General features: G+C 56.1%; 26 protein-coding genes, 1 tRNA gene and 1 pseudogene. 16 read left to right on the forward strand and 12 right to left on the reverse strand.

All coding sequences use genetic code 11. The features are described 5' to 3' along the window. Positions 1-91: 91 nt before the first annotated feature. Together ACQ86N_RS14880 and ACQ86N_RS14885 are read right to left on the reverse strand one after the other, a co-directional pair. Positions 92-1,177 (reverse strand): PQQ-dependent sugar dehydrogenase, encoded by a 1,086-nt coding sequence (locus ACQ86N_RS14880; RefSeq protein WP_431215823.1) that lies wholly within the window; start codon positions 1,175-1,177, stop codon positions 92-94. Then, a complete protein-coding gene (locus tag ACQ86N_RS14885) occupies positions 1,162-1,437 on the reverse strand; it encodes a hypothetical protein (protein ID WP_431215824.1) in 276 nt (91 codons plus the stop codon). Before ACQ86N_RS14885 ends, ACQ86N_RS14880 begins: the two co-directional genes overlap by 16 nt. Positions 1,438-1,613: 176 nt before the next feature. Here ACQ86N_RS14885 and ACQ86N_RS14890 point away from each other — a divergent pair, with 176 nt between their 5' ends. Together ACQ86N_RS14890 and ACQ86N_RS14895 are read left to right on the forward strand one after the other, a co-directional pair. Further along, positions 1,614-2,375 (forward strand): MBL fold metallo-hydrolase, encoded by a 762-nt coding sequence (locus ACQ86N_RS14890; protein WP_431215825.1) that lies wholly within the window; start codon positions 1,614-1,616, stop codon positions 2,373-2,375. A gap of 12 nt (positions 2,376-2,387) precedes the next feature. Beyond that, positions 2,388-2,756, forward strand: coding sequence for a DUF488 domain-containing protein (locus tag ACQ86N_RS14895; protein ID WP_431215826.1), 369 nt, complete (start codon positions 2,388-2,390; stop codon positions 2,754-2,756). A 279-nt stretch (positions 2,757-3,035) separates the two neighbouring features. Here ACQ86N_RS14895 and ACQ86N_RS14900 read toward each other — a convergent pair. The 3 genes from ACQ86N_RS14900 to ACQ86N_RS14910 all read right to left on the reverse strand — a co-directional run bounded on the left by ACQ86N_RS14900 (position 3,036) and on the right by ACQ86N_RS14910 (position 4,519). Then, positions 3,036-3,106, reverse strand: a tRNA-Cys gene (locus tag ACQ86N_RS14900). A gap of 268 nt (positions 3,107-3,374) precedes the next feature. Beyond that, entirely contained in the window at positions 3,375-3,527 is a 153-nt protein-coding gene (locus ACQ86N_RS14905) for a lmo0937 family membrane protein (protein WP_431215827.1), read from the reverse strand. Positions 3,528-3,730: 203 nt separating this feature from the next. After that, positions 3,731-4,519: an MBL fold metallo-hydrolase gene (locus ACQ86N_RS14910; RefSeq protein WP_431215828.1), complete on the reverse strand. Its 789-nt coding sequence runs from the start codon at positions 4,517-4,519 to the stop codon at positions 3,731-3,733. Between the two features lie 279 nt (positions 4,520-4,798). On the opposite strand from ACQ86N_RS14910, the gene ACQ86N_RS14915 reads away from it, so the two are divergent. Beyond that, on the forward strand, positions 4,799-5,014 hold the full coding sequence (locus ACQ86N_RS14915) for a hypothetical protein (RefSeq protein WP_431215829.1): 216 nt from the start codon (positions 4,799-4,801) through the stop codon (positions 5,012-5,014). 45 nt (positions 5,015-5,059) lie between these two features. Here ACQ86N_RS14915 and ACQ86N_RS14920 read toward each other — a convergent pair whose 3' ends face one another. From ACQ86N_RS14920 to ACQ86N_RS14930, 3 genes are read right to left on the reverse strand one after another with little or no spacing between them, the layout of a single operon-like run. Next, on the reverse strand, positions 5,060-5,431 hold the full coding sequence (locus ACQ86N_RS14920) for a GNAT family N-acetyltransferase (RefSeq protein ID WP_431215830.1): 372 nt from the start codon (positions 5,429-5,431) through the stop codon (positions 5,060-5,062). Beyond that, positions 5,392-5,835 carry a hypothetical protein gene (locus ACQ86N_RS14925; RefSeq protein WP_431215831.1) on the reverse strand — a complete coding sequence of 148 codons (444 nt, stop codon included), beginning with the start codon at positions 5,833-5,835 and terminating at the stop codon, positions 5,392-5,394. The genes ACQ86N_RS14920 and ACQ86N_RS14925 overlap by 40 nt, the downstream gene beginning before the upstream one ends. Continuing rightward, positions 5,792-6,100, reverse strand: coding sequence for a hypothetical protein (locus ACQ86N_RS14930; RefSeq protein WP_431215832.1), 309 nt, complete (start codon positions 6,098-6,100; stop codon positions 5,792-5,794). Before ACQ86N_RS14930 ends, ACQ86N_RS14925 begins: the two co-directional genes overlap by 44 nt. Positions 6,101-6,186: 86 nt before the next feature. Here ACQ86N_RS14930 and ACQ86N_RS14935 point away from each other — a divergent pair, with 86 nt between their 5' ends. From ACQ86N_RS14935 to ACQ86N_RS14965, 7 genes are all read left to right on the forward strand, one after another. Continuing rightward, entirely contained in the window at positions 6,187-6,309 is a 123-nt protein-coding gene (locus ACQ86N_RS14935) for a hypothetical protein (RefSeq protein WP_431215833.1), read from the forward strand. 38 nt (positions 6,310-6,347) lie between these two features. Continuing rightward, positions 6,348-7,355, forward strand: a complete 1,008-nt coding sequence (locus tag ACQ86N_RS14940) for an acyltransferase family protein (protein WP_431215834.1) — start codon at positions 6,348-6,350, stop codon at positions 7,353-7,355. Positions 7,356-7,389: 34 nt separating this feature from the next. Continuing rightward, positions 7,390-8,532: a rhomboid family intramembrane serine protease gene (locus tag ACQ86N_RS14945; RefSeq protein WP_431215835.1), complete on the forward strand. Its 1,143-nt coding sequence runs from the start codon at positions 7,390-7,392 to the stop codon at positions 8,530-8,532. Between the two features lie 31 nt (positions 8,533-8,563). Continuing rightward, positions 8,564-10,528, forward strand: coding sequence for an alpha-amylase family protein (locus ACQ86N_RS14950; protein ID WP_431215836.1), 1,965 nt, complete (start codon positions 8,564-8,566; stop codon positions 10,526-10,528). Then, a complete protein-coding gene (locus tag ACQ86N_RS14955) occupies positions 10,522-10,881 on the forward strand; it encodes a hypothetical protein (protein ID WP_431215837.1) in 360 nt (119 codons plus the stop codon). Before ACQ86N_RS14950 ends, ACQ86N_RS14955 begins: the two co-directional genes overlap by 7 nt. Before the next feature lie 82 nt (positions 10,882-10,963). Then, positions 10,964-11,401, forward strand: a complete 438-nt coding sequence (locus tag ACQ86N_RS14960) for a carboxymuconolactone decarboxylase family protein (protein ID WP_431215838.1) — start codon at positions 10,964-10,966, stop codon at positions 11,399-11,401. Between the two features lie 62 nt (positions 11,402-11,463). Then, positions 11,464-12,267, forward strand: a complete 804-nt coding sequence (locus ACQ86N_RS14965; RefSeq protein WP_431215839.1) for a sigma-70 family RNA polymerase sigma factor — start codon at positions 11,464-11,466, stop codon at positions 12,265-12,267. A 38-nt stretch (positions 12,268-12,305) separates the two neighbouring features. Here ACQ86N_RS14965 and ACQ86N_RS14970 read toward each other — a convergent pair whose 3' ends face one another. After that, positions 12,306-13,793 carry an aldehyde dehydrogenase (NADP(+)) gene (locus ACQ86N_RS14970; protein ID WP_431215840.1) on the reverse strand — a complete coding sequence of 496 codons (1,488 nt, stop codon included), beginning with the start codon at positions 13,791-13,793 and terminating at the stop codon, positions 12,306-12,308. A gap of 263 nt (positions 13,794-14,056) precedes the next feature. Here ACQ86N_RS14970 and groL point away from each other — a divergent pair. Then, a pseudogene (gene groL / locus ACQ86N_RS14975) lies at positions 14,057-15,683 on the forward strand (chaperonin GroEL). On the opposite strand, the gene ACQ86N_RS14980 reads toward groL, so the two are convergent. From ACQ86N_RS14980 to ACQ86N_RS14990, 3 genes are all read right to left on the reverse strand, one after another. After that, positions 15,677-16,867, reverse strand: coding sequence for a M20 metallopeptidase family protein (locus ACQ86N_RS14980; RefSeq protein ID WP_431215841.1), 1,191 nt, complete (start codon positions 16,865-16,867; stop codon positions 15,677-15,679). The pseudogene groL and the gene ACQ86N_RS14980 overlap by 7 nt on opposite strands. A 196-nt stretch (positions 16,868-17,063) precedes the next feature. Beyond that, positions 17,064-17,636 carry a hypothetical protein gene (locus tag ACQ86N_RS14985; protein ID WP_431215842.1) on the reverse strand — a complete coding sequence of 191 codons (573 nt, stop codon included), beginning with the start codon at positions 17,634-17,636 and terminating at the stop codon, positions 17,064-17,066. Between the two features lie 140 nt (positions 17,637-17,776). Next, complete coding sequence (locus ACQ86N_RS14990) at positions 17,777-18,349, reverse strand: dihydrofolate reductase family protein (RefSeq protein WP_431215843.1); 573 nt, start codon at positions 18,347-18,349, stop codon at positions 17,777-17,779. 110 nt (positions 18,350-18,459) lie between these two features. On the opposite strand from ACQ86N_RS14990, the gene ACQ86N_RS14995 reads away from it, so the two are divergent. From ACQ86N_RS14995 to ACQ86N_RS15015, 5 genes are all read left to right on the forward strand, one after another. Further along, on the forward strand, positions 18,460-18,969 hold the full coding sequence (locus tag ACQ86N_RS14995) for a hypothetical protein (RefSeq protein ID WP_431215844.1): 510 nt from the start codon (positions 18,460-18,462) through the stop codon (positions 18,967-18,969). A gap of 7 nt (positions 18,970-18,976) precedes the next feature. After that, a complete protein-coding gene (locus ACQ86N_RS15000; RefSeq protein ID WP_431215845.1) occupies positions 18,977-19,768 on the forward strand; it encodes a helix-turn-helix domain-containing protein in 792 nt (263 codons plus the stop codon). Between the two features lie 109 nt (positions 19,769-19,877). Further along, positions 19,878-20,366: a dihydrofolate reductase family protein gene (locus ACQ86N_RS15005; RefSeq protein WP_431215846.1), complete on the forward strand. Its 489-nt coding sequence runs from the start codon at positions 19,878-19,880 to the stop codon at positions 20,364-20,366. A gap of 409 nt (positions 20,367-20,775) precedes the next feature. After that, the gene (locus ACQ86N_RS15010; RefSeq protein ID WP_431215847.1) at positions 20,776-21,651 is read left to right on the forward strand and encodes a helix-turn-helix domain-containing protein; all 876 of its coding nucleotides are present in this window, start codon (positions 20,776-20,778) and stop codon (positions 21,649-21,651) included. 112 nt (positions 21,652-21,763) lie between these two features. Further along, positions 21,764-23,095, forward strand: coding sequence for a TolC family protein (locus ACQ86N_RS15015; RefSeq protein ID WP_431215848.1), 1,332 nt, complete (start codon positions 21,764-21,766; stop codon positions 23,093-23,095). The last annotated feature ends 14 nt before the right edge of the window (positions 23,096-23,109 follow it).

Below are 23,109 nucleotides of genomic sequence, written 5' to 3' on the forward strand. Positions count from 1 at the left end.
TATCGCGACTCTATTTCGAAAGTTTAGCAAGGAAGCCCGTCGAAAGACGGGCTTTTTTGTGAAATAACAGATGCATTGATTTTAAAACCAGTTACTTAGCTGCAATCAACTTGTAGACTTTGCCGGTAGCGCCCTGCGGCCCCGCTCGACCCGAGGTGAGCACGTAAATCTCCCCGCTCTGATCCTGTCCGATGCTTTTTACGAACTGACCCAGGTCGGTCGGGTAGCTTTTCAGGCTGAGGACGCTATTGCTCCAGGCGCCGCTGGCGCCGCCGTCCGCCACATACAGTTTGGCGTTGGGCTTGCCGTCCTGGGAGAAGATCCCGAAGATATAGCGTCCATTATAGGAAGGCAGGAGCCCGCCCCGGTATACATTTCCGCCGACGATCGTGATGGCCACCCCACCGCCCTTTGGATTGGCCGTATTGACCAGTTCAATGATCGGGTCGATCAACGGCTTACCCGCGGAATCCACCGAGGGACAGCTCGCTCTTTCCAGCAGGTCGCTGTCTGTGTCAAAACAGTGGCTGCCCTCTTTTACATTCCAGCCGTAGTTGCCCCCCTTCGTCACCAGATCGATCTCTTCGTACAGCGACTGTCCCGCGTCGCCCACGAACAGCTGGTGATTGCCGCCCATATCGAACGAAAATCGGTACGGATTCCTGAATCCATAGGCGTATATCTCCTGTTTGGCCGGGCCGCCCACGAAAGGATTGTCGCCCGGTATCGAGTACGGCTCGCCGCTGTTGACGTCGATCCGCAGGATATTGCCGAGCAGATTGGCATAAATATCCTGTCCGTTCCCGCCGGCATTGGTTTTGTACCAATCGGCGGCATGCCCTACGCCATCGTCGTCCGCACCGCCGCCGTCACCGATGGAGACATAGAGAAAGCCATCCGGACCAAAAGCGATGGTGCCTCCGTTGTGATTGCTCTGGGGATGGTCGACTTCGAGTATCACCTTTTCTGTAGAAGGGTCGGCCGTATTGGCGCCCGCCGTGGCGGTGAACTGCGAGATCCGGACCGTATTATCCCGGGGGGTACCGGGTTTTGGACCGCCGGCATGGGGTGGGGCGGAGTAGAACAGATAGAATTTGCCGTTGCTCTTGAAGTCGGGGTGGAAAGCCAGACCCAGAAGCCCCCGCTCGTCATAGTTGGCGTTCAGGTTAGGGACCATTTTGCTGGAAACGTCGATAAAGGGGAGGCGGATTTCGTTCCGTCGGCCTGGATGATCCAGATCTTGCCGGTCTGGTCGACGACAAAAAGCCGCTTTGTTCCATCCGCAGGCTCGGCTAGCGCTACCGGCGAGACAAGGCCGTCGGCGACCTGTTGCAGATCGGGGGTGGCGTTCCCGGAAGGAGGATTGTGGTGGTCTTTTTTGCAGCTGAACAAAATGAGGACGAACAGTACGACCGGTACAGTAAGAATACGCTTCATAACTCGTTAATTTTTGTAATGAGGGAATTGGATGCCGGATCTCAGCATGCTGGATGGAGGTAGTTAACGAGCTTTTAGCAGGACATGACTTACCATGAGAACAACGGGTTTTTACCTCCCTCAGTTGCCCGTATATCGCCGAACTTCCCTAATTTTCGTGTCAAATAACCAATGATATGAGAGTCATACTACTGTCGATCTTTTCTTTTGCGCTAGTTTCTCTTCGGGCCCAGACGCCGGCGCGCGCCACACCGGATCTCGTGGCTACTTCTGCCGGCGACCTTACCATACAGCCGATCGTGCACGCCAGCCTGGTACTTTCCACGGCAAACGTGACCATCTATGCAGATCCCACCGGCGGCGCCGCCAACTATGCGGGGATAAAACCACCCGACTTTATCGTGATCACCGATATCCACGGCGACCACTTCGACCTCAGGACCATCAGCGAAGTCATAAAAGCAAATACTATGCTGGTGGTGCCGAAGGCCGTGGCCGATCTGCTGCCCGATTCGCTGAAAGGCCATCTGACCATCCTCCATAATGGAGACAAGGTATCCAAAGCGCACGTCTCCATTTCGGCGCTCCCCATGTACAACCTGCCCGAAGACCCCCAGTCCCGTCACCCAAAGGGTAGGGGCAACGGTTACGTGGTTACTATCGGCGGCAAGAACATCTATATCTCCGGCGACACTCAGGGCATTCCCGAAATGCGCGCACTGAAGAACGTCGACATCGCTTTTGTCTGCATGAACCTTCCCTATACCATGGACATCAACGAGGCCGCCGACGCCGTGCTGGCCTTCAAACCCAGGATCGTCTATCCCTATCACTACCGCGGTCAGGGCGGCCCCAGCGACGTCGCGAGCTTTAAGAAAATGGTTGAAGAGAAGAATAAGAATATCGAGGTAAGGCTGAGGAATTGGTATCCTCACTAAATCGAAATGCATATGTCCAGCACGATTCAAGTCAAACGCATCTACGACCCGCCGGCCAAATCCGACGGCTACCGCGTACTCGTCGACCGCCTCTGGCCGAGGGGAATGAAAAAAGAAGCAGCGGACATCGACGAATGGGCGAAAGACCTCGCACCGTCCACCGACCTGCGGAAATGGTTTGGCCACGAGCCGCGGCTGTGGTCGGATTTTGAAAAACGCTATATGGACGAGCTGAAGGCCAACGACGCGGTGAAGACCTTCGCCAAAGCCCACGGCGGCGAAAATACGATCACCCTGCTCTACGCGGCAAAAGATGAGGAACACAACCACGCGCTTGTGTTGAAGAAATATCTGGCCACAAAGTTAAAGTCGGTGAAATAGACGGCGACCGGCGCGTGAACCAAAATTTACCCACCCCGTAAACCAAATTCATCCACCACGCGAACCAAAATGCGTCCACCACGCGAACCAAAATGCGTCCACCGCGTAAACCACGGCCGGATGGTCCCGTGGCGTGAACCATGCAACCTCGCCAACCGTGAACCAAAAATTGGCCGGGCGCGGCCCCAGGCCCACAAAATAAAAAGGGGTCGTATAGAAATACAACCCCGTCTAACGATTGCTTGCCATATGAAAATCTCGACGGCTAAAGCCGATAAGAGGTCGTGGACGGATTCGAACCGCCGTAGAAGGTTTTGCAGACCCGTGCCTGACCACTCGGCCACGCGACCTTTTCGATAACACAATATTAGTCCGTTTTTATTAGTCTACAAAATTAATAGACTAATATTTTATGTTTTTGTTTTCCCCCGCAATTGGCCGGGTTCCGGAAAGAGGCAACGATGAAGAGTATGCGGAAATGATCCGGTTTTACGGAAGGGCTCCGATCGTCCGCCCGCTAATAACCGAAATAGCCCACCCCCCAGTATACCATTCCGAGGGTGTGCAGCTACTTCGGCCTGCGGCGAAGAGAGCTCAGATGCTGGAGGCCCGCCGGCCCTAAATCCCCTCTCTCCTTATCACCTTCAGCAGAATGGCGATGATCGCGATAACCAGCAGGATATGTATGATCCCTCCGGCGTCATAAGCGAAATAACCGATGGCCCAGGCGATAATGAGAATGACGGCGATTAAGTAAAGAAGATTGCCCATAGGAGTTTTTATCTATAGGATAGAAAAACGCCTGCCAGCAGTAAAACCCGCCCGATCCGGCGTTTCTGGGGAAACCAGGACCCAGTTTTCCACAATTGGACAGGATCCAACCGCACCGGCGCGTCCATACAGGGATCGGGCGGGCTGGCGGCATCCGACAGTGGCTCCCATACCCGGTCGAACAGACAGGGTGGTCCCCCCACCTACACGACATACCGCCCCACCGAAGCCCCCAGCACCTCCCTGGCATTACCCGCCAGATTCTGAAAGTCAAAGGCCCCATGCATCGTGTCGAACCCCACCCGCAACAGTCGGTCAAAGATCTCCCGGACGATCTTCGCAGGCAGCGGAATATGATTGGGATAACTATACTGTATGGCGATATGCTTCCTGCTCCGGGCGATATATAGCGTATCTCCGACAAAGAGGGTGCCGCCGGGGGACAACGACGGAACGTGCAATACCGCACTGCCAGGGAAATGCCCTCCCATATGGATCACCTTCATCCCTTCCCACAACGGCTTCTCGCCGCCCTCCCAGACAGAGATACGGGGTCCCTTGTTAAAGATCCATTCATCGTCCTTCCCGTGTATATATACAGGACAGTCGAACGTGGACGCCCACTCGTTCATATTGCTGTAATAGTGCGGATGCGAGAACGCGATAGCCTTCAGTCCGCCTTTCGACCGGATAAAGCTAACCAGCTGCTCACTGAGCAACGGGATACAATCCCACAGCAGATTGCCGCCCGGCGTTAGGATCAGAAAAGCTCGCTGACCGATAGCGAAATCCGGCAAAACTTTGATCTCATAAACCTCCGGATAAAGCTGCCTGATCAATACGCTGCGCTGCTGCTGCAGTCGCACGCCGCTGGTCCATACCTGCCCGCTTTCGGGCACGAACTGACGGTCATCGCTGCAAATGGGGCAGACATCCGGAACTTCGCCCTGCGGGTATTGCGTGCCGCAAGTGGCACATATATTATCAATCATAGCCGAAAGATACGCCAGGCTGTGGAACTAATTTCACGGTCCCAACTCCAATGACGCGCGGCACAGGCTGGCGCGATTTTGTATACGGTATCCGTATGAGATATGCACTTTACATAATCGGACTTATTGAGGCTGCAGTGTGGCTGACCTGCATGTATCTGTCAACGCCATAAACTACCAGTCATTCGAACAACCGCCGCGACTTCCAGCCGCTGTGACATGCCGGCGCCATGCCCCTGGAACGCCTCTTGCATACACGCATTTCAACAACCGCTAACCATGCAAAAAACACTGGGTATTCTTCTTATTGGAATTGGGATCATCATGCTGATCTGGACCGGCTTCTCCTTTACAAAAAAGGAAAAAGTAGTGGACGCGGGGCCCGTGCATGTTACTGCCGACAAACAAAAGAACGTCAACTGGCCGCCCTACGCAGGCGGCATCCTCGTACTGGGAGGAGTGGTTCTTTTGGCCACCTCGCGCCGGTCTTCCTAGCAGCAACCCCCTCCCGGCAAGGGCGCAATCCCGCCGGCGACCGCCTCATAGCGACAGCTCATATTTCTGCTCGGTCAATTCCTTTCCGAATGTCGACGAAGTTTTCTCCTCCACAAGGACAAAACCATACCGCCGATACAGCGCTATAGCGGTCTTCTGCTCAACGGTCGTCCACAGATAACAGTGCTGGTAGCCCTTTTCCCTTAGATAGCACATAAAATCTTCCATCATCCTCTTTCCCAGACCCAGGCCGCGACACTCCGGCTGCAGCAGGAAATAGCGCAGCTGCGCCGATCCTTCCCCTCTATGCATCAGCGCAAGAAAAACCAACCATGACATCCCCGCGCTCGCAAATCCAGACCCTGTCTTTTCCCGGATCATATTGCGCGTACAGCTCGGCCAGGCCCTGCGCCACATAAGCCTCGAAACCGACGCCGAAATTCTGTTCTTCCCTGTACAGCCGTCCGTGCAGATGGAACGACATAACCCAGGTCCCCCGGCCGCAGATCCGTACGAATGGTCACGGCGTCCCGGACCCTTGAACCGGCATCATCCTGTACCCTTGAACCGGCATCATCCTGCACCCCGGAACCGGCATCATCCTGCACCCCGGGACCGGCATCATCCCCCGCCGTCGCAACGGCGCCACCCGATTCCTGCGCCTTCATAAACAGATCCATAACCGCCGCCACATGCTGGCTGAGCTTCTCTCCCTCCGCCGCCGACAACCCGCCCAACAACTGCCTGAGCTGCTCTTCCGACGCCTGATCCAGCTGCTTAAAGGCCTCCCGTCCCTTCTCCGTCAGATAAATATGCATCAACCTCCCGTCGGCCTGAGACCGCCGCCGGACGATCAGCTTCCCTGGTCGAGAACTCGTCCAGGATCCGGCTCAGATAGCCCTTGTCGATGCCCAAACTTTCAATGATGCCCGAAGCCTGAATACCTTCGCGGTGATTCAGCTCGTATAAAATGCGGGCCTCGGGAAGACTATAGCTGCTGTTGAGAATATGGCGGTCCAGCAGACCTATGATATTGGTATAGTACCGGTTGAACGCCCTTATCCGGGATATGGTTTTTTGTTGCATAAGACAAATTTAGCAAATGGTTGACAAAATCAACTATTATATAGTCTTATTTTCAATCGCCGCTATAACAACCGGTATAACTCCTTGTGAAAGAAAGATATTATTCCCTGGACGTATTCAGAGGCGCCACCGTCGCATTCATGATCCTCGTCAACAATCAGGCTGGACAGTCCTATGGCCCCCTCGATCACGCCCCTGGCACGGCCTGACGCCAACCGATCTGGTATTCCCCTTCTTCCTTTTTGCCGTGGGCAACGCCCTCAGCTTCGTCATGCCGCGACTCAAACAGCAGGACAACTCCGTCGCCCTGGGCAAGATCCTAAAGCGCTCGGCGCTGATCTTTCTGATCGGTTTTCTGCTGAACTGGTTCCCCTTTATCCGCTGGGAACACGATTCCCTGGTGTTCAGGGGCTGGACCTATACGAATGACTCAGGCGTGGTTATCGGCGTCCGCGTAATGGGCGTACTGGCGCGCATCGCACTGTGCTACCTGTTCGGTTCCCTGCTCGTCTATTTCCTCGGACTCCGCGGCGCCCTGGTGGCGAGCGCCATCCTCCTGCTGGGGTACTGGCTGCTTTGCTATACGCTTGGCGCGCCCGGCGATCCGTACAGTCTTAGCGGCTATTTCGGAACGGCCGTCGACAAGGCCCTCTTCGGACCGGAACACCTCTACCACGGCGAAGGCGTGGCCTTCGACCCCGAAGGAATTCCAAGCACCCTGGCCGCGATCACACAACCCGTCTTCGGATATATGGTCGGCTGGTACATACAGCAAAAAGGAAAGAACTATACCATGCTCCGCAACCTGGTGCTGATGGCCCTCGCATTCCTCGTCGTGGGCTATGCGTGGAGCCTGGCATTCCCCGTGAATAAAAAGATCTGGACGAGCAGCTTCGTTCTCGTCTCCACGGGATGGGCCACCCTGCTCCTGGCCCTGCTGGTCTTCGTCATCGAGTTCAAACACCTGAAAGGGTGGGGCGACCGGTTTTTCGACGTCTTCGGAAAAAACCCCCTGTTCATCTTCGTACTCAGCGGGGTTGTCCCGCGGCTGCTCGGTCTGATACGCATCCCCAACCCGGCGGGTGCCAAACCCGTCTATCTCTCGCCGCTGAGCTGGTTCTTTCATCAGGTCTGTCAACCCTTGTCTGCCGGCAACGGAAAGAACGCGTCCCTCATCTACGCACTCACGCTGGTCCTGCTGTACTGGCTGGTGGGCTACATTCTCGACAAAAGGAAGATATATATCCGGGTTTGACGTAATTTGCCGTTTTATTTTTTCAATCGAAGCCATGACAAGTCCAGAGCAGAATGCAGCTTCCTCCGTGCCCGAAGACGACCAGAAAGTTCAGCAACCCCGGCGGGAAAGAAGACCGACTATTTTTTCTGTTTTCGATGCCAAAGACAAACACCTCATTACCGCGATCATCATCGGTCTCAATACCCTTGTCTTCCTCGCCATGGTCTTCAGTGGCGTCAGTATATTCGAACCCAGCTCGCAAACGCTGCTCAACTGGGGCGCTGTTTTCCGTCCTGCCGTCCTCGCCGGCGAGTGGTGGCGGCTGATCACCTGCTGCTTTATCCACGTCGGTCTGTTTCACCTCATGGTGAATATGTACGCGTTGCTCTACATCGGGATCATGCTGGAGCCCCTCCTCGGGCGGGTAAAATTTCTCGTGGCATACCTGTCGACCGGACTGCTCGCCAGCGTCTCGAGCGTGGCGTTCAACGCGTTTACGGTCGGCGCCGGCGCCTCGGGGGCCATCTTCGGCGTATATGGCCTGTTCCCGGCCCTGCTGACCACCAAACTCATTCACCCGCACGTAAGAAAACCGCTGCTGAAAAGCATGGTATGGTTCGTCGTTCTGAATCTCGCCATCGGCTTTAGCGGCATCGTCGACAACGCCGCCCATGGCGGAGGACTTGTCAGCGGCTTCCTCTTCGGCTACGCCTACCTGCCCGCGCTAAAGCATCCCCTGGAAAAAAGACTCTCCCTTCGTACGGTCGTGCTGACCATCGCGGGGGTACTGCTCCTTACGTTCACCGTCCTGCGCCGCATCCCCAATGATATTTTGGTCTACCAGCAGAAGATGCAGTCCTTCGAGTCGACCGACTCCCTGGCCCGCGCCGCCTACGACCAGATGACCAATAACGCACCCGCACAGCGCGACCGCTGGAAGAATACGGCCATTGGCAACTGGCAGCAAGGTGTGCAACTGCTCTCGGAGACGGAGAAGCTGCGCCTTTCGAAGGCCCTGCACCAGAGAAATTTTATGCTGCTGTCCTATTGCAAACTGCGGATACAGCAGACCGAAATAGCCTGGCGCGCGCTCAACGGCGAGACCGGCCCGCCGGACAGCCCTTACAAAGCACAGCTGAAAGAGATGGCCACCCAACTGGAGGCGATGGAAAAGAGACTCGGCGACGACGACTAAAAGCTATCTTTTTGTATCTTTTGTTCTCCATATGAACAGAAGACAGTTTATCCTCGCCGGCCTCGGGACACCCGCTATCACGCTGCATCCGGGGTCCCCCATAAATTTCATAACCGATCCCGCAACCAGCTTGATCCTGCCCGGGGCAACTCCCCGGACGCGGCCTCGGACCAGCCGCATGCGCTGGGCACAGCTCGCTTTTGTCGAGAACGACCCCAAACACTTCGATCCCGATTTCTGGCTCGACTATTTCCGCCGCATCCACGCCGACGGAGCCCTGTTGAGCGCCGGCGGAGTCGTAGCCTTCTATCCGACCAATGTTCCCCACCACCATCGCAGCGACTGGCTCGGCAATTCCGACCCCGTGGGCGAGATGATAAAAGGCTGCCGCAAAATGAACATGTCGGTCGTCCTTCGCACCGACCCGCACGCGACCCGCCAGGACATGTTCGACGCACACCCGGACTATATCTCCGTAACAGCCGACGGCAAGCCCCGTCGTCACTGGGCCAATCCCGACCTCTGGGTGACCTGCGCCTATGGTCCCTACAATCTGGTCTTCATGACCGACGTGCACCGCGAGATCATGCAGCGCTACCAGCCCGACGGCATCTTCTCCAACCGCTGGGCCGGACACGGCATCTGCTATTGCCGGCACTGCACGGAAAACTTCAAAAAGGCTACCGGCCTCGACCTTCCCCGCAGCGAACGGCGGCTCGATCCCGCCTATCAGAAATGGGAAGCCTGGCGCAAGGACCGCCTGCGCGACGTCTGGTTCACCTGGGACGGCGAGATCCGGAAACAACGGGCATCCGCGCGCTTTATCCCGAACGGTTTTCCCGACAAACTCGAGACCGGCAAATTTGCCGACTTCTTCTTCGCCGACCAGCAGGCGAGGAGAGGGGTGATCCCGCCCTGGTCGAACGCCATGGGCGCCAAAGAACTCCGCGCGGGTCTGGGCATGAAACCCATCGTCAACATCTTCAGCGTTGGCGTCGAAGAAGAATACCGGTGGAAGGATTCTGTTCAAAACGACGCCGAGATCCGCATCTGGGTCGCGGAAGGCGTGGCCAACGGCATGCGCCCCTGCTTCGTAAAATTCGGCGCCTATATCTACGACAAAAGATGGATGAAGGCCGTCGAAAAGATGTATCAGGCCTATCTCCGCAACGAAACATACCTCAAAAACACAGCGCCCCTCGCCCGCATAGGCCTAGTCTATTCCGAACAGACCAGCCAGAAATACGGCGGCAAGCCCTGGCAGGAAAAAAGCAACGAGCACGCCCTCGGCGTCTATCAGGCCCTGGTCGAAGAACACCTGCCCTTCGAGATGGTCAACGACAAACTCCTCGACAGAGACCACCTGAAGCCATTCCGACTATTGATCCTTCCGAACATTGCCGCGCTTTCAGATAGCCAGTGCCGGCAGTTAAGAGATTTTGTGAATGCCGGAGGCAGCCTGCTGGCGACCTTCGAGACTTCCCTTTACGACGAAGAAGGGCAACCGAGAAATGACTTCGGACTAACGGACCTTTTCGGCGTTTCCGTCGACCGGACCAACGCCCCGGGCACCACAGCCCCAGTGCACCACAGCCCCAGGCACCACAGCCCCGGGCACCACATCCCCAGGCGCCACAGCCCCGGGCACAAATGCCGACCCGGTAGAAGGCCCCATGCGCAACTCCTACCTCCGCATAAAAACCGCCCACCCCGTCGTGAACGGCCTGGAAGACGCCTACAAGATCATCAACTCCGTATACAGGGTAAAGGTCAAACCCAACTGGGCCTTCCCTTCTCCCGTCACCCTGATCCCCACCTATCCCGACCTCCCGATGGAAGACGTCTACCCCAGGCAGGAAGAGACCGACACCCGCGAGCTCTACCTCAGCGAGCCCGGCCACGCCCCCAACACCGCGCCCCCCGGCCCCAATCCCGCAAAAGGCCGCGTCGCCTACATACCAGGGCGACCTCGACCGCAGTTTCTGGCAGATGCTGAACGCCGACCATTCCCGGCTACTACGCAACACGATTCTGTGGGCGTTAAACGAGGCTCCTGCCGTTACACTTCAGACAAAAGGCACCATCGACGTCTCCGTCTGGGCCCAGCAGAATTCCATGACGGTCCACCTCGTCAACCTCACCAACCCCATGTATATGAAAGGTCCCTTCCGCGAGATCCTGCCCGTCGACGCCGGCGTCCGGATCAATGTCCCCGGAGACAAGAAACTCGCCGGCGTCCGCCTGCTGATGAGCGATATCGCTCCCGCCGTCCGGCATGAACACGGCTCCATCTCCCTGGACGTCAAGGATCTCGGAGACCACGAGATCATCGCGCTGGACTGGGCGTAAAAAAAAGTAAAAAAATCCGCCAGGGTGGTCACGTTTTTTACGATGCCGTGTCTTGTTATGGAAATCTTTAAAAACAAAATTTATGGAACAGAGAATTTCTTTAATGGACACACCCAAAGGCTTTATGGACGGACTTATGAAGACAGGACAATTTCTCAACACGTCCGTGATCGACAAGAAACTCCTTCACCTCATCGAATTCCGCGTATCACAGATCAACGGCTGCGCATTTTGCCTCGACATGCACTACAAAGATGCCATCCACCTCGGCGAAACGCAGCAGCGCCTCTACAGCCTGCCTTCATGGCCCGAAAGCCCCTTCTATACCGACTCCGAAAAAGCAGCCCTCCGCTTCGCCGAAGAAGCCGACGACCAGCTGCGCGACCGGAGACGCTACCTACGAAGCGCTCACGAAACATTTCTCGAAAGAAGAGATCTCCGTTCTCGCGCTCAGCGTCGCGATGCTCAACTGCTGGAACAGGCTCAACAAGGCCTTCCTGACAACGCCGGGGACTTATAAAGTAAACAGCTACGCGGCATAACCACATCGTATGATGGACTACCAGCAGATACTATTTCCTTATGCCTACAATATCCTTGGCTCTGTGGAAGACGCCAGGGGATATTGTCCAGGACGTGCTCACGAAATTCTATTCGGACAACAGGGACGGAATTACTAACGGGAAGGCTTATCTGATCAGGAGCGTGATCAACCATGCGATCAATTCCAAAACCCGCCGCCGCCGAACCGTCCAACCGGAAGTCTGGCTGCCCGAACCCGTCGCGACCGAATCTGCCGACGCCAACGTATACCTCAAAGACATCCTTTCCTATTCCCTATTGGTGCTGCTGGAGAAGCTGAACGCCAAAGAGCGCGCCGTCTTCATCCTGAAGGAGAGTTTCGACTATCCCCACGACGAGATCGCCTCCATCCTCTCCATCACAGAAGAACACTCCCGCAAACTGCTGAGCCGCGCAAAGGACAAACTCTTCAAGCCCCGCGCCACACCCCGCATCCGCGACGAACGCACCAATACTTTGCTTCGAAATTATATCGACGCCATCCGCGACCGCAATATGCAGCGGCTCGAAGGCCTGCTGGCCGAAGACATCGCCTTCTATGCCGACGGCGGCGCCAACGTCAACGTCGTGAAGAAGGTCTGCACAGGCAATACCGAAGTGGCGAACCTGCTCTCCGTCATCTACCAGCGCTACCAGCAGGAAGCCACGATCAGCCTCATCGAGGTCAATCACCAGCCGGCCCTGCTGTTCCGCAACGGCGACAGGCTGACCTCCTGCCTGGTCTTCGATATATCACCGGAGGACAATCGGATCACGCGGATCAATTCCGTCGTCGACCCGGAAAAACTCAAAAATTTTGGCTAAACAGACGCTAAGCGATACTATCCTTCGTCAGGGCATTGTTAACCACCCTCCAGATCCCCTGCGGATTTGCATTCCTCAGCTTCGGCCGGAAGCATCTCGTCCAAAAAATTCTGGAAACACACCGGTCTTACCCAGCGCTGGATGGCCGACGTTCCAACCGAAGTAAAACGACCATCGGTCGTCGCAGGCCAGGGGCCGCCATGCACCATGCTGGCGTTCACTTCGACGCCGGTGGGGACATTGTTCAGGATCACCCTGCCCGCCAGCTGTTGCTGCAGATCGATGATATCCATATTGCCACGAACATCATCGGGAGTGCCCATGATCGTGGTCGTCAGCTGCCCTTTAAAACTTTTCAGGACTTCACCCAGTTGCTGCCTGTCGTCACAGATCACGCACAGCGAAAAAGGCCCGAATACCTCCTCGGAAAGATGGGGATTCTTCAAAAATACGGCCGCCGGCACGCTGGCTACCACCGGACGGGCTTCCATATCACCCGCGGTCTTGGCTGCCTGTCCCACGATCGTCAGCCCCTTCTGGCCAAGCATGGAAGACAGCCCTTCCGTATAAGCCTCGCAGATACCCTTGTGCAGCATCTTCGCCGGTTCGACCGCCGCGATCTCCGCCGACAATAGCGTCAGGAAACTATCCAGTGCAGCGCTCTTCACCCCCAGCAGGACGCCCGGATTGGTACAGAACTGACCCATGCCCAGCGTGATGGAGCCGGCATAGGATTTGGCAAGCGCCGCGGCGTTCTTTTCCAGCGTGTCGGGAAAGAAGACGACAGGATTGATGCTGCTCATCTCCGCGTGCACCGGGATCGGCACTTCTCTTTTCTGCGCCGCTTCCAGCAGAGCCTTGCCACCGGCAAAACTGCCCGTAAACCCAACCGCGGTTGTATAAGGATGCACGACCAGCGCGATGCCGACGGTCCTGCCGGAACCCAGCAGGTGCTGCACGGTCATCGGAGGCATACCCGACGCTTCGATCGCTTTTTGGATGGCGCCGAAGACCAGTCCGGAAGTCTCCGCATGCGCGGAATGCCCCTTGATCACGACCGTACTGCCCGCAGCCAGCGCGCTGACCGTATCCCCGCCCGCCGTCGAGAAGGCAAAGGGGAAATTGCTGGCGCCAAAGACCACGACAGGGCCCACAGGGACCAACATCTTGCGCGTATCGGGCTTCGGCGGCGTGCGGCCCGGGTCTTCGGTGTCGATAGCCGCTTCAACCCAGCTGCCTTCGCGGATCAGCGACGCAAACAGGTTCGCCTGGCCGATCGTCCGGTTGATCTCCCCGTTGAGCCTCGCCGCCGGAAGATGGGTTTCGCGACCCGCTACGGCCACCAACTGCTCCCTGATCTTGTCGATCTCCTTCCCAATCGTCTCCAGAAAAAGCGCCCGGTCCTTTGCAGCCATCCTGCGGTATAGCTGGAAGGCGGAATGGGCATTCTCCATCGTTGAATTCACAAGGGCCTGGTCTTTATCGGCTGTAGAAATGCCTGCGGCAGCGGTAGTCGTTTCGGACATATGGTGATGATTTGAATTTGAGCACAAATTAGACCCGATAGACCTATTTTCGTACACCGATCTTAACTTTTTTGGTACGGGACTATCCTCTTTGATAGGCGCTGTAGCCCTTGTAAAAGTAAAGGACTCCTGCCGCGGCCAGACAGCCAAACATCGCCCCGCAGTCCCATATCCGCCTGATCAGCCTTCCGGATCGGCCGGAGGCTCATTTTTGTGTTTTGGCATCTTCATTGCGGCTAAAAAGGTATCCAAACACGCTCAATATGGCAAAGCAACTGTTCTTCAGCACCGAGGCCAGAAACAAAATGAAAAGAGGCGTCGATATACTGGCCAACGCCGTCCGGGTTACGCTCGGCCCCAGGGGCCGCAACGTCGTGCTCGAAAAGAAATTCGGCGCCTCGGCCATCACCAAGGACGGGGTCAGCGTGGCGAAAGACATCGAGCTTGAAGACCCGATCGAGAATATGGGCGCCCAAATGCTCCGCGAAGTCGCTTCCAAAACGGCCGATGTCGCGGGCGATGGCACGACTACCGCCACCGTCCTCGCCCAGGCCATCATCAGCGAAGGCCTGAAGAACGTCGCCGCGGGCGCCAATCCCATGGACCTCAAGCGCGGTATCGACAAGGCCGCCGCCGCCGTAATCGCCAACCTGCGCCAGCAGTCCCACACCATCGGCAACGATAGCCGAGGAGATCAGCCAGGTAGCCAGCGTGTCGGCCAACAACGACGAGACCGTCGGACGGCTGATCGCGGAAGCCTTCGCCAAAGTAGGGAAGGAGGGGGTCATCACCGTCGAAGAGGCCAAAGGCACCGACACCACGGTCGACGTGGTCGAGGGCATGCAGTTCGATCGCGGCTATTTATCACCGTATTTCGTGACTGACACAGAAAAAATGCAGGCCGTCCTCGAAACCCCCTATATCCTGATCTATGACAAAAAGATCTCGGTGATGAAAGACATCCTGCCCCTGCTCGAGAAGACCGCGCAGAGCGGAAGGCCGCTGCTGATCATCGCCGAAGACCTCGAAGGCGAGGCGCTGGCTACCCTGGTGGTAAACAAGTTGAGAGGCACCCTGCGCGTGGCCGCCGTTAAGGCCCCCGGTTTCGGCGACCGGAGAAAGGAAATGCTGCAGGACATCGCCACACTCACCGGCGCCACGGCCGTCAGCGAAGAACAGGGCTACAAGCTCGAAAACGCCGGACTGGACTATCTCGGCACAGCCGATACGATCACCATCGACAAAGACAACACCACCATCGTCGGCGGCAAGGGAAAAAAGGATGACATAACAGCCCGCGCCAGCCAGATCACGGCGCAGATCGCCAATACCGACTCTGACTACGACAGGGAGAAATTGCAGGAACGCCTGGCCCGTCTCAGCGGCGGCGTAGCCGTCCTCTATGTCGGCGCCGCTACGGAAACGGAAATGAAAGAAAAGAAAGACCGGGTCGACGACGCCCTGCACGCCACCCGCGCGGCTATCGAAGAAGGCATTATCCCCGGCGGCGGCGTGGCCTATATCCGAGCCATCGCATCCCTCGACAATATCAAAGGCGAGAACGCCGACGAAACCACCGGCATCGCCATCGTCAGACGCGCCGTCGAAGAGCCGCTGCGCCAGATCGTCGCCAACAGCGGCGTCGAAGCCAGCATCGTCGTACAGAAAGTCAGGGAGGGGAAGGCAGACTTCGGCTTCAACGCCCGCACGGGCAACTATGAGCCGCTACTCGCCGCCGGCGTCATCGACCCCACCAAGGTCGCCCGCATCGCGCTCGAGAACGCCGCATCGGTTGCCGGCATGCTGCTGACGACGGAATGCGTCGTCGCCGAGAAACCCGGGAACGACGAAACGCCGCCTCCCGCGGGCGCGCCCGGAATGGACTACTGAGCTGCAGCACCGACAGGCCGAAGACTTTTCAGCAGCTGCAGCGCCCCGTCCGCCAGCAGCGGCGAGCCATATTTTATACAGTTCTCGTCGAACGTCACTCTGGGGTGGTGCAGCCAGTAGGCGTCGTTCTCCCTTGTTTTTGCCCCAAGGAAATAGAACTGGCCGGGTATGACCCTCGAATAAAAAGAGAAATCTTCGCCTACCAGATAGGCCTGCCCTTCCACGATATTTTCCTTCCCGAACAGCCGCTCCTGCACCGGCGCCAGCCATCGGTGAATTTGCCCGTTGTTGAGCAGACCGGGATAGTATGCACTGAACTCCAGTTCCGTCCGGCAGCCGAATCGCTGTTCCAGCTGCTTCAGCAGCAGGCGAAGCCGCGCCACGATATCGTTGTAGTCTTCGTTCTTTACCGCCCGCAGCGAACCCTGAAGCAGCATGGACGATGGGATAACGTTATAGCTGGGTCTGGCAAGGGTCTCCACGTGCGTGATCGCCAGAACGGCGGTCGGGGGATCCGGCTGCGCCCCGACCAGCGCATGCGCGGCGGGGATAAGCGCGCCCGCCACCGCTACGGGATCGATCACGTGCTTCATCGCTCCCGGATGCCCGCCCTTGCCCTCGATCCGGATGGCGAAATTGCCCACGCTCGCCAGCGCTTCTCCGACCTTATATTCGAGCTGCCCGGTCGGCAACAGGGGGTTGACGTGTAGTCCGACCACGGCGTCGGCGCCCGCCAGCCTGCCGCTCTCCATGATCAGCTGCCCGCCCGATTTACCCTTTTCGGGGCTTCGGAGCGGACTCTCCTCGGCGGGCTGGAAAACGAATTTGACCGTCCCCGCAAAATCCCTGTCCTTCAGCAGCAGCGCGGCTCCCAGCAGCATCGTGACATGCAGGTCGTGGCCGCAGGCGTGCATCACACCCTCGGTCTGCGAAAGAAAGGGTACCCCCGAGTCTTCGAGCACGGGAAGGGCGTCCATATCGGCGCGGAGTACCACCGTCGGCCCTTCGCCCTTTTTCAGCGTACCGATCAGCCCGGTCTGGGCCACAGCCTCGACGGCAATATCCAATTCCCGCAACTGGCCTTCTATCAGGGCAGACGTCTTATACTCGTTAAAACTTAGCTCAGGGTACCGGTGCAGCTGACGCCTGATCGCGACCAGCCGGTCGAATAATTGTTCTTCCATTCGCTAAAAATACGGAAAAAGAAAAGCCCCCTGTTGAAACAAGAGGCTGATAAATGACCTGTGATCTATCCCTGAATTACCCGTTACATACGCTACAAACAAACTAACGGGTACAAAACAAAACAATATTGGGAGATCAAATTTCGTCGATTACCCGGCGGCGTCCTCCCGCAGCTCAACGGCAGCGGCGGGTGGCTCAATGGCTGGTCCTTCGGCCGGCCTGGGCGCTGACGAATCCCATATACCAGAAGGGTAGGGCCAGCAACCCGTCCGCGAGGTGCGCCAAACCCTCTATCCGGGAGATCCTGCTCAGGGGAAAAAGGACAGCGCCCACGGCCAGCATCACACCCGGCAATACCGGCAGCAACCGGTGCCGCATCAGCAGGATGCTCAGCACCAGCAGACTCAGCGGGAACAGCGGACCCGGCCAAAAAAGAAGGAGATTGAAGGCCAGCGAATGCTCGGAAACCACCTGGAGGTAGACCGGATGCGGGATGCCGAATGCCGTCGTAAAAACATCGGCCAGCCCGAAACAGGCGCCGCTGACGGTGCCCCAAACGGCAAAAAGCAATCCGGCCGACGCATAGAGTGGAAGCCTTTCCCTGAACCACCCGAAGAGGCAATCAAACGCGATGACCCAGGCAACAGTAGAAAGGAACAGCAGCGTGCCTCCTGTTATGCCATAGCTGCCGTTTGTCCAGTAGAAGGTCGAAGCGCCGAACACCAGCGGCGCAGCAATAAAAGACCAGTTAGCGCGGGGCGGCGGCATAGGCTTGTCGTTTTCCCCTGGGACGCCCTCCCTTTCCACCAGGTTACACATAAATTCGCAATATCTTTCGAGCCATGAAACCCTTCGAACGGGTCAATGCCGGGGATCGCCAACGCCGAAGCCACCTATCCCGAATAACACTAGGCTTTTCCAAAACGATAGTGCAACCCGATCACTCCGGTTTTGAAAGGCACCGTCTCCACCAGCGTCAGCGATTTTACCGTATCGATATCCTTGAACATAGGTATTCCGTTCCCAAGAAGTACCGGATTAACATTCAGCCACAGCTCATCGAGCAGATCTTCCTTCATAAGGGAATGAATAGTTGACGGACTGCCGAAGATCAGGATCTGCTGCCCCGGCCGCTCCTTGATCGCCGTAATGGCTGGGCGAAGACTATCGCTGACGATCGTCACCTTTGGGATTTGCCGACCGGCCATGCTCCGCGATATAACGAGCTTGTCTACTTTATTGTACCAGGCGGCGTGATTCTTATGGTGTCTGTTGGCGCCGGGATCATTGCCGGCCGTCGGCCAGTAGGCGTCCATCATCTCATAGGTGTTGCGGCCATAGAGGGCAAGGTCCGAACGACCGGTTTCCTTGTCTGCATAATCGAACATCTCGTCGTCGAGGTTGATCCAGTTCATTTCGCCCTGCGGGCCGGCAACGAATCCGTCGAGGCTGACGTGCATAAAAGCTAGAATCTTGCGCATATTCTGTTATTTTTTACAAATCTAAGGCACGGGAACTCAACGGAAAAGGCCTTGTCACGACAATTAAGAGGTTATTTGCGAACTGGTACAAAGTTTGCCGGTCCAATGCCATGTTAAGACCCATATCCGCATTCGCACTCACGGCGACCGTTATCCTTTGCTCCTGTCAGTCCACCACCAATGAGCCGGCGACCAGCCCCGACAGTTCCGCTTCCCAACGACCGGCACTACCGATGTTCAAACGCAACCCCGGGAAGCGCGACCACCCCAAAAAGGACCCCATAGCCGAATACCGCGTCCGAACCAGCGACTCGCTCAACGAAATGTATTTCTCCGTCCGCCTCTACGAGACGACGGAAACCATGAAATACCTGGCCAAAGTCGAATTTGAAGGCATTACAGGCGAAGACACCATCAAACTCCCCGATATGGGGACGCCCCCGCATCCCATCCTTCAGAAAGGCCCTGAGAAATACTCCTGTATCGTCGGACTCACCGACAACAACAAGACCTTTCGCGAGCTGAAGAAGGTCTATGTTACCGAGAAGGGACACGAACTAAAGATCACCACACTTAAGCACTATATTGTGACGGAAGACTACCGTCTCGTCGGCCAATAAAAATGCAATGAAAGTCCAGACGCTTGCTCCGCCTTCTCCGATCGCCGCTATCGTGAGCCATATCGTGGTTCTCGAAAGCAACAGCGTGTTTGACGAGGCCGTCCTGCCGCTGATCGCCAACGGCTATCCCAGCGTCACCTTTCAGCTGACCGATCCGTCACGGATCCTCACCGGCGAAAAGAAAAGCTATCCCCTCGTACTATATGGGCAGAACACAAAGCCCATACAGCTGCACGCGGCAGGAGAGATCGCGGTGATCGCCTATTTTCTCTATCCATGGTTGCTGCCTTCCCTGTTCGGGTATTCGGCAAGCGAACTTACCGATCAGGGCATCGACCTCAGCCTCTGCGGTCCGGCCAGAGAATCGAACCTCAAAGAACAGCTCCTCAACAGCCCTTCCCGCGAGGACCGCCTCCGGCTAATGGACGACTATATCCTGCGACTGTCCCGAAGCAGAAAGATCGTCACCGACGAACGACTTCCCTATGCTATCCGTACAATACGGCAGCACAGAGGAACCCTCCTGCTCGGCGATCTGCAAAAAGAATTGTTCGTGACGGAGCGGACCCTACAGCGCCTCTTCGGGGAAACCGTCGGTCTCACGCCGAAGCTCTATAGCCGCATCTGTCAGTTTCATGCCGCCCTGAACCAGCTGGGCTGTCATGGCTTTAGCGACATGACACAGGTAGCCTTCGACAACGGCTATGCCGACCAGAGTCACCTGATCCGGGCTTTTAAAGAGTTTACCAACCTCTCGCCGTTAGAGTACCGGAGGCTGGCGCAGCAGTTCCCCGCCTGACGCGCGGAAGCGGCGGTCTACTCACACCGGCTTCGCGGTCCATCCCCTTTTGTCGGGTTTCTTCTATTTTTTGGCTTGTCGCCGTCCTTACTTTGTCGAAAAATTCACCATGCGAAATTTATCAGTCTCCGAATGGATCAGCCTCGACGGCGTCTTCGACGCGGAAACAATGCCCCAGTGGTTCATGCCCTATGACAGCGTCTCCCGGCAGGAGTGGATCAGGGATGGTATCCTTTCCGCCGACGCGATCCTTTTTGGACGAAAGACCTACGAAATGCTGGCTCCATACTGGTCACGGATGAAAAACAACGAAATGGGTATTTCAGACAAACTGAACAGTGTATCCAAATATGTCGTCTCCACCACGCTGAAGCAGGCGGACTGGGCAAATACCACGATCATCGGCAAGGATGTTATAAAATCCATCACCCAACTGAAGCAACAGCCGGGAGGCACGATACAGATCGAAGGCAGCGCGGAATTGGTCGGCCACCTCCAGGCCGCCGGTCTCGTCGACGAGTACCAACTACTCGTACACCCGGTGATCATGGGCGGCGGAAAACGTTTTTTCGGGAAGGGGATGTTCCGCGTGGGCTAACGCTGAAAGCCGCTAGGACACTGGATCATGGCGTATTAGCGCTCACGTATCGTCGTGCGGAAAGGAAATAAAAAAAGCCCAGATAGACATCCGGGCCGTTGCTAATCCAATATCCTATTAAAGCCTGATGAACTAAGTTTTGCAATTGCCGGACCAACGGAGGCAAAGAAAACCGCATAGCTGGAAAGATTTTCTGTGCGGCCCGCTCGCACATAAAATCCGCATGTTATCAGTGAGATTTTTTTCTAATATTATTTTCGATCCGATTTAGTTCAGAATTGTAGAAGGAATGGCCGATAAAATGCTGTAAAGATTCCACACTATCGTTGGTGGTATGCCCTTCGTGCTTTACGATATCCGCCTCCCCTGAACACCTTTTGTAAAGTATCCTTTTAATAACTTTGCAGCGATGAGCAAAATCTCTACGTTCACCCTCTCGCGCCACAGCCGACTCTTCTCGGTTCCCGAAGACGGCAACGAAAAATATCTCTTTGTCAAGAGCGGCGATACGCCATACCAGGAAGAACCCTACCGCGCAGAAAGCTATGCTCTGGCCTTTATCAAGGAGGGCGGCGTCAAACTCACGGCCGGATTGTTGTCCTGGGACGTAGACGCTCCTGCTATTATTACACTCGCTCCATCCGTCATCCGCTATTTCTCGAAACGCAGCGACCGGCTGAAGATGGACGTCATCTTTTTCAAGGAAAGCTTTCTGCTCGAACGCCACGCGGACCCGTTTTTCCTCGGGAGTTTTGAGTTCTTCGAAGATATCGGACGCTGTGTTTTGCCGCTAAACCCCACCAACGCCACCAAATTCGCCCGGATCTACGACCTGGCACAGCAGGCAAGGTCGGCATCCCAAAGCCATCAGGACCTGATCGTCCGCAGTTACATCTTTGCCCTCCTCTACGAGCTGGAAGCATACTATCGTCAATACACGGCAGAAAAACCGCCCCCGTCCAGGGGCTACCCATTGTTCGACCAGTTCCGAAAACTGCTGCGGGAAAACTATATGCGCGAGCACAAACTCGATTTTTATTCTTCCCGCCTGCACGTCACGTCTAAATCGCTTTCCGCGGCGGTAAAAAAACACACCGGCAAAAGCGCCGGAAAATGGATCGACGATACCATTATTCTCGAGGCCAAGGTCTTGCTCCAGAACAAGACCCTTACCGTATCCCAGATTGCGGGTATGCTCAACTTCTCCGACCAGTCGGTCTTCGGGAAATTCTTCCGGGCAGGCGCCGGAATGTCGCCTGTTGAATATCGAAAAAAATTCGACTGAACAAGCCAAGGAAATCAAATAAGCCATTTCGACGAACAATGAAGGTATAGCGACGATTTTCGGCTATACATAAAATGGAATTTTGCCTATCGAAATCACAATGATTCAAGATATGGCAAAGATTATATTTTTCTCCTGTCTGGTCATTTTACTCTTACACCCACGAACAGTAAAAGGCCGGCAACTTCAGGGCCCGGGCTATCAACTCACCCTTTCGGAAGCGATCCAATTCGCGAAAAACCAAAATAAATGGGTAAGGTCAGTAGGCATTGCAGAGACCGCCGCAGCCGAAGACAGGAAAGCGACATACAAAGAGGCGCTACCCTCCATTAACGCAGACGGCTCCTACCAATACTTTACCCCCCTCACGCTTTTTGGCGGAGGACTCAGTCATGCCAGCACCATTTCCAGACCGCCGGGCTCGACCTCCGCTGCACTGGGCGTCGAAGCCCTGTTCAATTTGTACAGCGGCGGCAGACAGCGGGCGAAACAAAACGAGCAAAACTCGCATCTGAAAATTGCCCAATTGGATACCCATGATCAGTCCGGAACAATTGCGTTACAGACGGCTGTCGCATATTTGGACCTGGTAAGGCTGAACGACCAGCAACAATTCATCCTCGACCAAAAAAGAAGAGCACTGACGAGGCTCGCCAACATCAATTCACTCTACAACAACGAAAAGGTCACCCGATCTGACGTGTTGCGGGCGCAGGTTGCACTTTCGAACACACAGCTTGCACTGGAACAGAATCAGAACGACATCGCCATTACCAATCAACGCCTGGACGTCCTGATGGATCTCCCCGATTCGGTGCGGATCTTCCCGGCGGATTCTGCCGCCATGCCCAAGCCTGCCACCCCTTCGCTGACGCCCCTCGTCCAAATGACGACGCAATCGGCCTGGTCCCTTCAAAAGGCAAATGAAAATATCCGGCTGGCAAACGCCGTGCTCAAAGAAGTGGAAAGCGCCGGCCGGCCGAGCGTCGGGCTGTATGGAGGATACGGGTTGAACTACCCGAATTACAACGTCTTTCCGGCGGCCGACCAGGCCTGGTCCATTGGCTTTGTCGGCATAAAAGCCAGCTATGAGATCTCCTCACTCTACCACAATAAAAATAGGGTAGCCGCCGCCCGGCTTCGCCTCAGGCAGACCGAATTGCAGGCGGAAGCCCGTCTCGATGACGTGCGCACGGAAGCCGAAGCTTACCTCATAAAATATGGCGAAGCGCTCAACCGGATTTCCGTCAACGAGCGTTCCGTCGAAGAAGCGCTGGTGAACTACCGGATCCAGAATACGAAATATCTGAATCAGCTGTCCCTGCTCACGGACCTGCTGGACGCTGACAATCTGTACCAGGAATCGAGGATCCATCTGATCAGGTCCCAAACCGACGCACTGACCATCTATTACCGCCTGCTGTATTTGAGCGGGAATCTGTAACAAAAAAAAGCCTT

The sequence above is a fragment of the Puia sp. P3 genome (assembly GCF_050632245.1).
Classification (GTDB): domain Bacteria; phylum Bacteroidota; class Bacteroidia; order Chitinophagales; family Chitinophagaceae; genus Puia.

Coding starts and splice junctions, on each gene's coding strand:
- ACQ86N_RS14880 (WP_431215823.1), bottom strand. CDS start 1,177: ATGGTCCCTAACCTGAACGCCAACTATGACGAGCGGGGGCTTCTGGGT.
- ACQ86N_RS14885 (WP_431215824.1), bottom strand. CDS start 1,437: ATGAAGCGTATTCTTACTGTACCGGTCGTACTGTTCGTCCTCATTTTG.
- ACQ86N_RS14890 (WP_431215825.1), top strand. CDS start 1,614: ATGAGAGTCATACTACTGTCGATCTTTTCTTTTGCGCTAGTTTCTCTT.
- ACQ86N_RS14895 (WP_431215826.1), top strand. CDS start 2,388: ATGTCCAGCACGATTCAAGTCAAACGCATCTACGACCCGCCGGCCAAA.
- ACQ86N_RS14905 (WP_431215827.1), bottom strand. CDS start 3,527: ATGGGCAATCTTCTTTACTTAATCGCCGTCATTCTCATTATCGCCTGG.
- ACQ86N_RS14910 (WP_431215828.1), bottom strand. CDS start 4,519: ATGATTGATAATATATGTGCCACTTGCGGCACGCAATACCCGCAGGGC.
- ACQ86N_RS14915 (WP_431215829.1), top strand. CDS start 4,799: ATGCAAAAAACACTGGGTATTCTTCTTATTGGAATTGGGATCATCATG.
- ACQ86N_RS14920 (WP_431215830.1), bottom strand. CDS start 5,431: ATGTGGCGCAGGGCCTGGCCGAGCTGTACGCGCAATATGATCCGGGAA.
- ACQ86N_RS14930 (WP_431215832.1), bottom strand. CDS start 6,100: ATGCAACAAAAAACCATATCCCGGATAAGGGCGTTCAACCGGTACTAT.
- ACQ86N_RS14945 (WP_431215835.1), top strand. CDS start 7,390: ATGACAAGTCCAGAGCAGAATGCAGCTTCCTCCGTGCCCGAAGACGAC.
- ACQ86N_RS14950 (WP_431215836.1), top strand. CDS start 8,564: ATGAACAGAAGACAGTTTATCCTCGCCGGCCTCGGGACACCCGCTATC.
- ACQ86N_RS14955 (WP_431215837.1), top strand. CDS start 10,522: ATGCTGAACGCCGACCATTCCCGGCTACTACGCAACACGATTCTGTGG.
- ACQ86N_RS14960 (WP_431215838.1), top strand. CDS start 10,964: ATGGAACAGAGAATTTCTTTAATGGACACACCCAAAGGCTTTATGGAC.
- ACQ86N_RS14965 (WP_431215839.1), top strand. CDS start 11,464: ATGCCTACAATATCCTTGGCTCTGTGGAAGACGCCAGGGGATATTGTC.
- ACQ86N_RS14970 (WP_431215840.1), bottom strand. CDS start 13,793: ATGTCCGAAACGACTACCGCTGCCGCAGGCATTTCTACAGCCGATAAA.
- ACQ86N_RS14980 (WP_431215841.1), bottom strand. CDS start 16,867: ATGGAAGAACAATTATTCGACCGGCTGGTCGCGATCAGGCGTCAGCTG.
- ACQ86N_RS14985 (WP_431215842.1), bottom strand. CDS start 17,636: ATGCCGCCGCCCCGCGCTAACTGGTCTTTTATTGCTGCGCCGCTGGTG.
- ACQ86N_RS14990 (WP_431215843.1), bottom strand. CDS start 18,349: ATGCGCAAGATTCTAGCTTTTATGCACGTCAGCCTCGACGGATTCGTT.
- ACQ86N_RS14995 (WP_431215844.1), top strand. CDS start 18,460: ATGTTAAGACCCATATCCGCATTCGCACTCACGGCGACCGTTATCCTT.
- ACQ86N_RS15000 (WP_431215845.1), top strand. CDS start 18,977: ATGAAAGTCCAGACGCTTGCTCCGCCTTCTCCGATCGCCGCTATCGTG.
- ACQ86N_RS15005 (WP_431215846.1), top strand. CDS start 19,878: ATGCGAAATTTATCAGTCTCCGAATGGATCAGCCTCGACGGCGTCTTC.
- ACQ86N_RS15010 (WP_431215847.1), top strand. CDS start 20,776: ATGAGCAAAATCTCTACGTTCACCCTCTCGCGCCACAGCCGACTCTTC.
- ACQ86N_RS15015 (WP_431215848.1), top strand. CDS start 21,764: ATGGCAAAGATTATATTTTTCTCCTGTCTGGTCATTTTACTCTTACAC.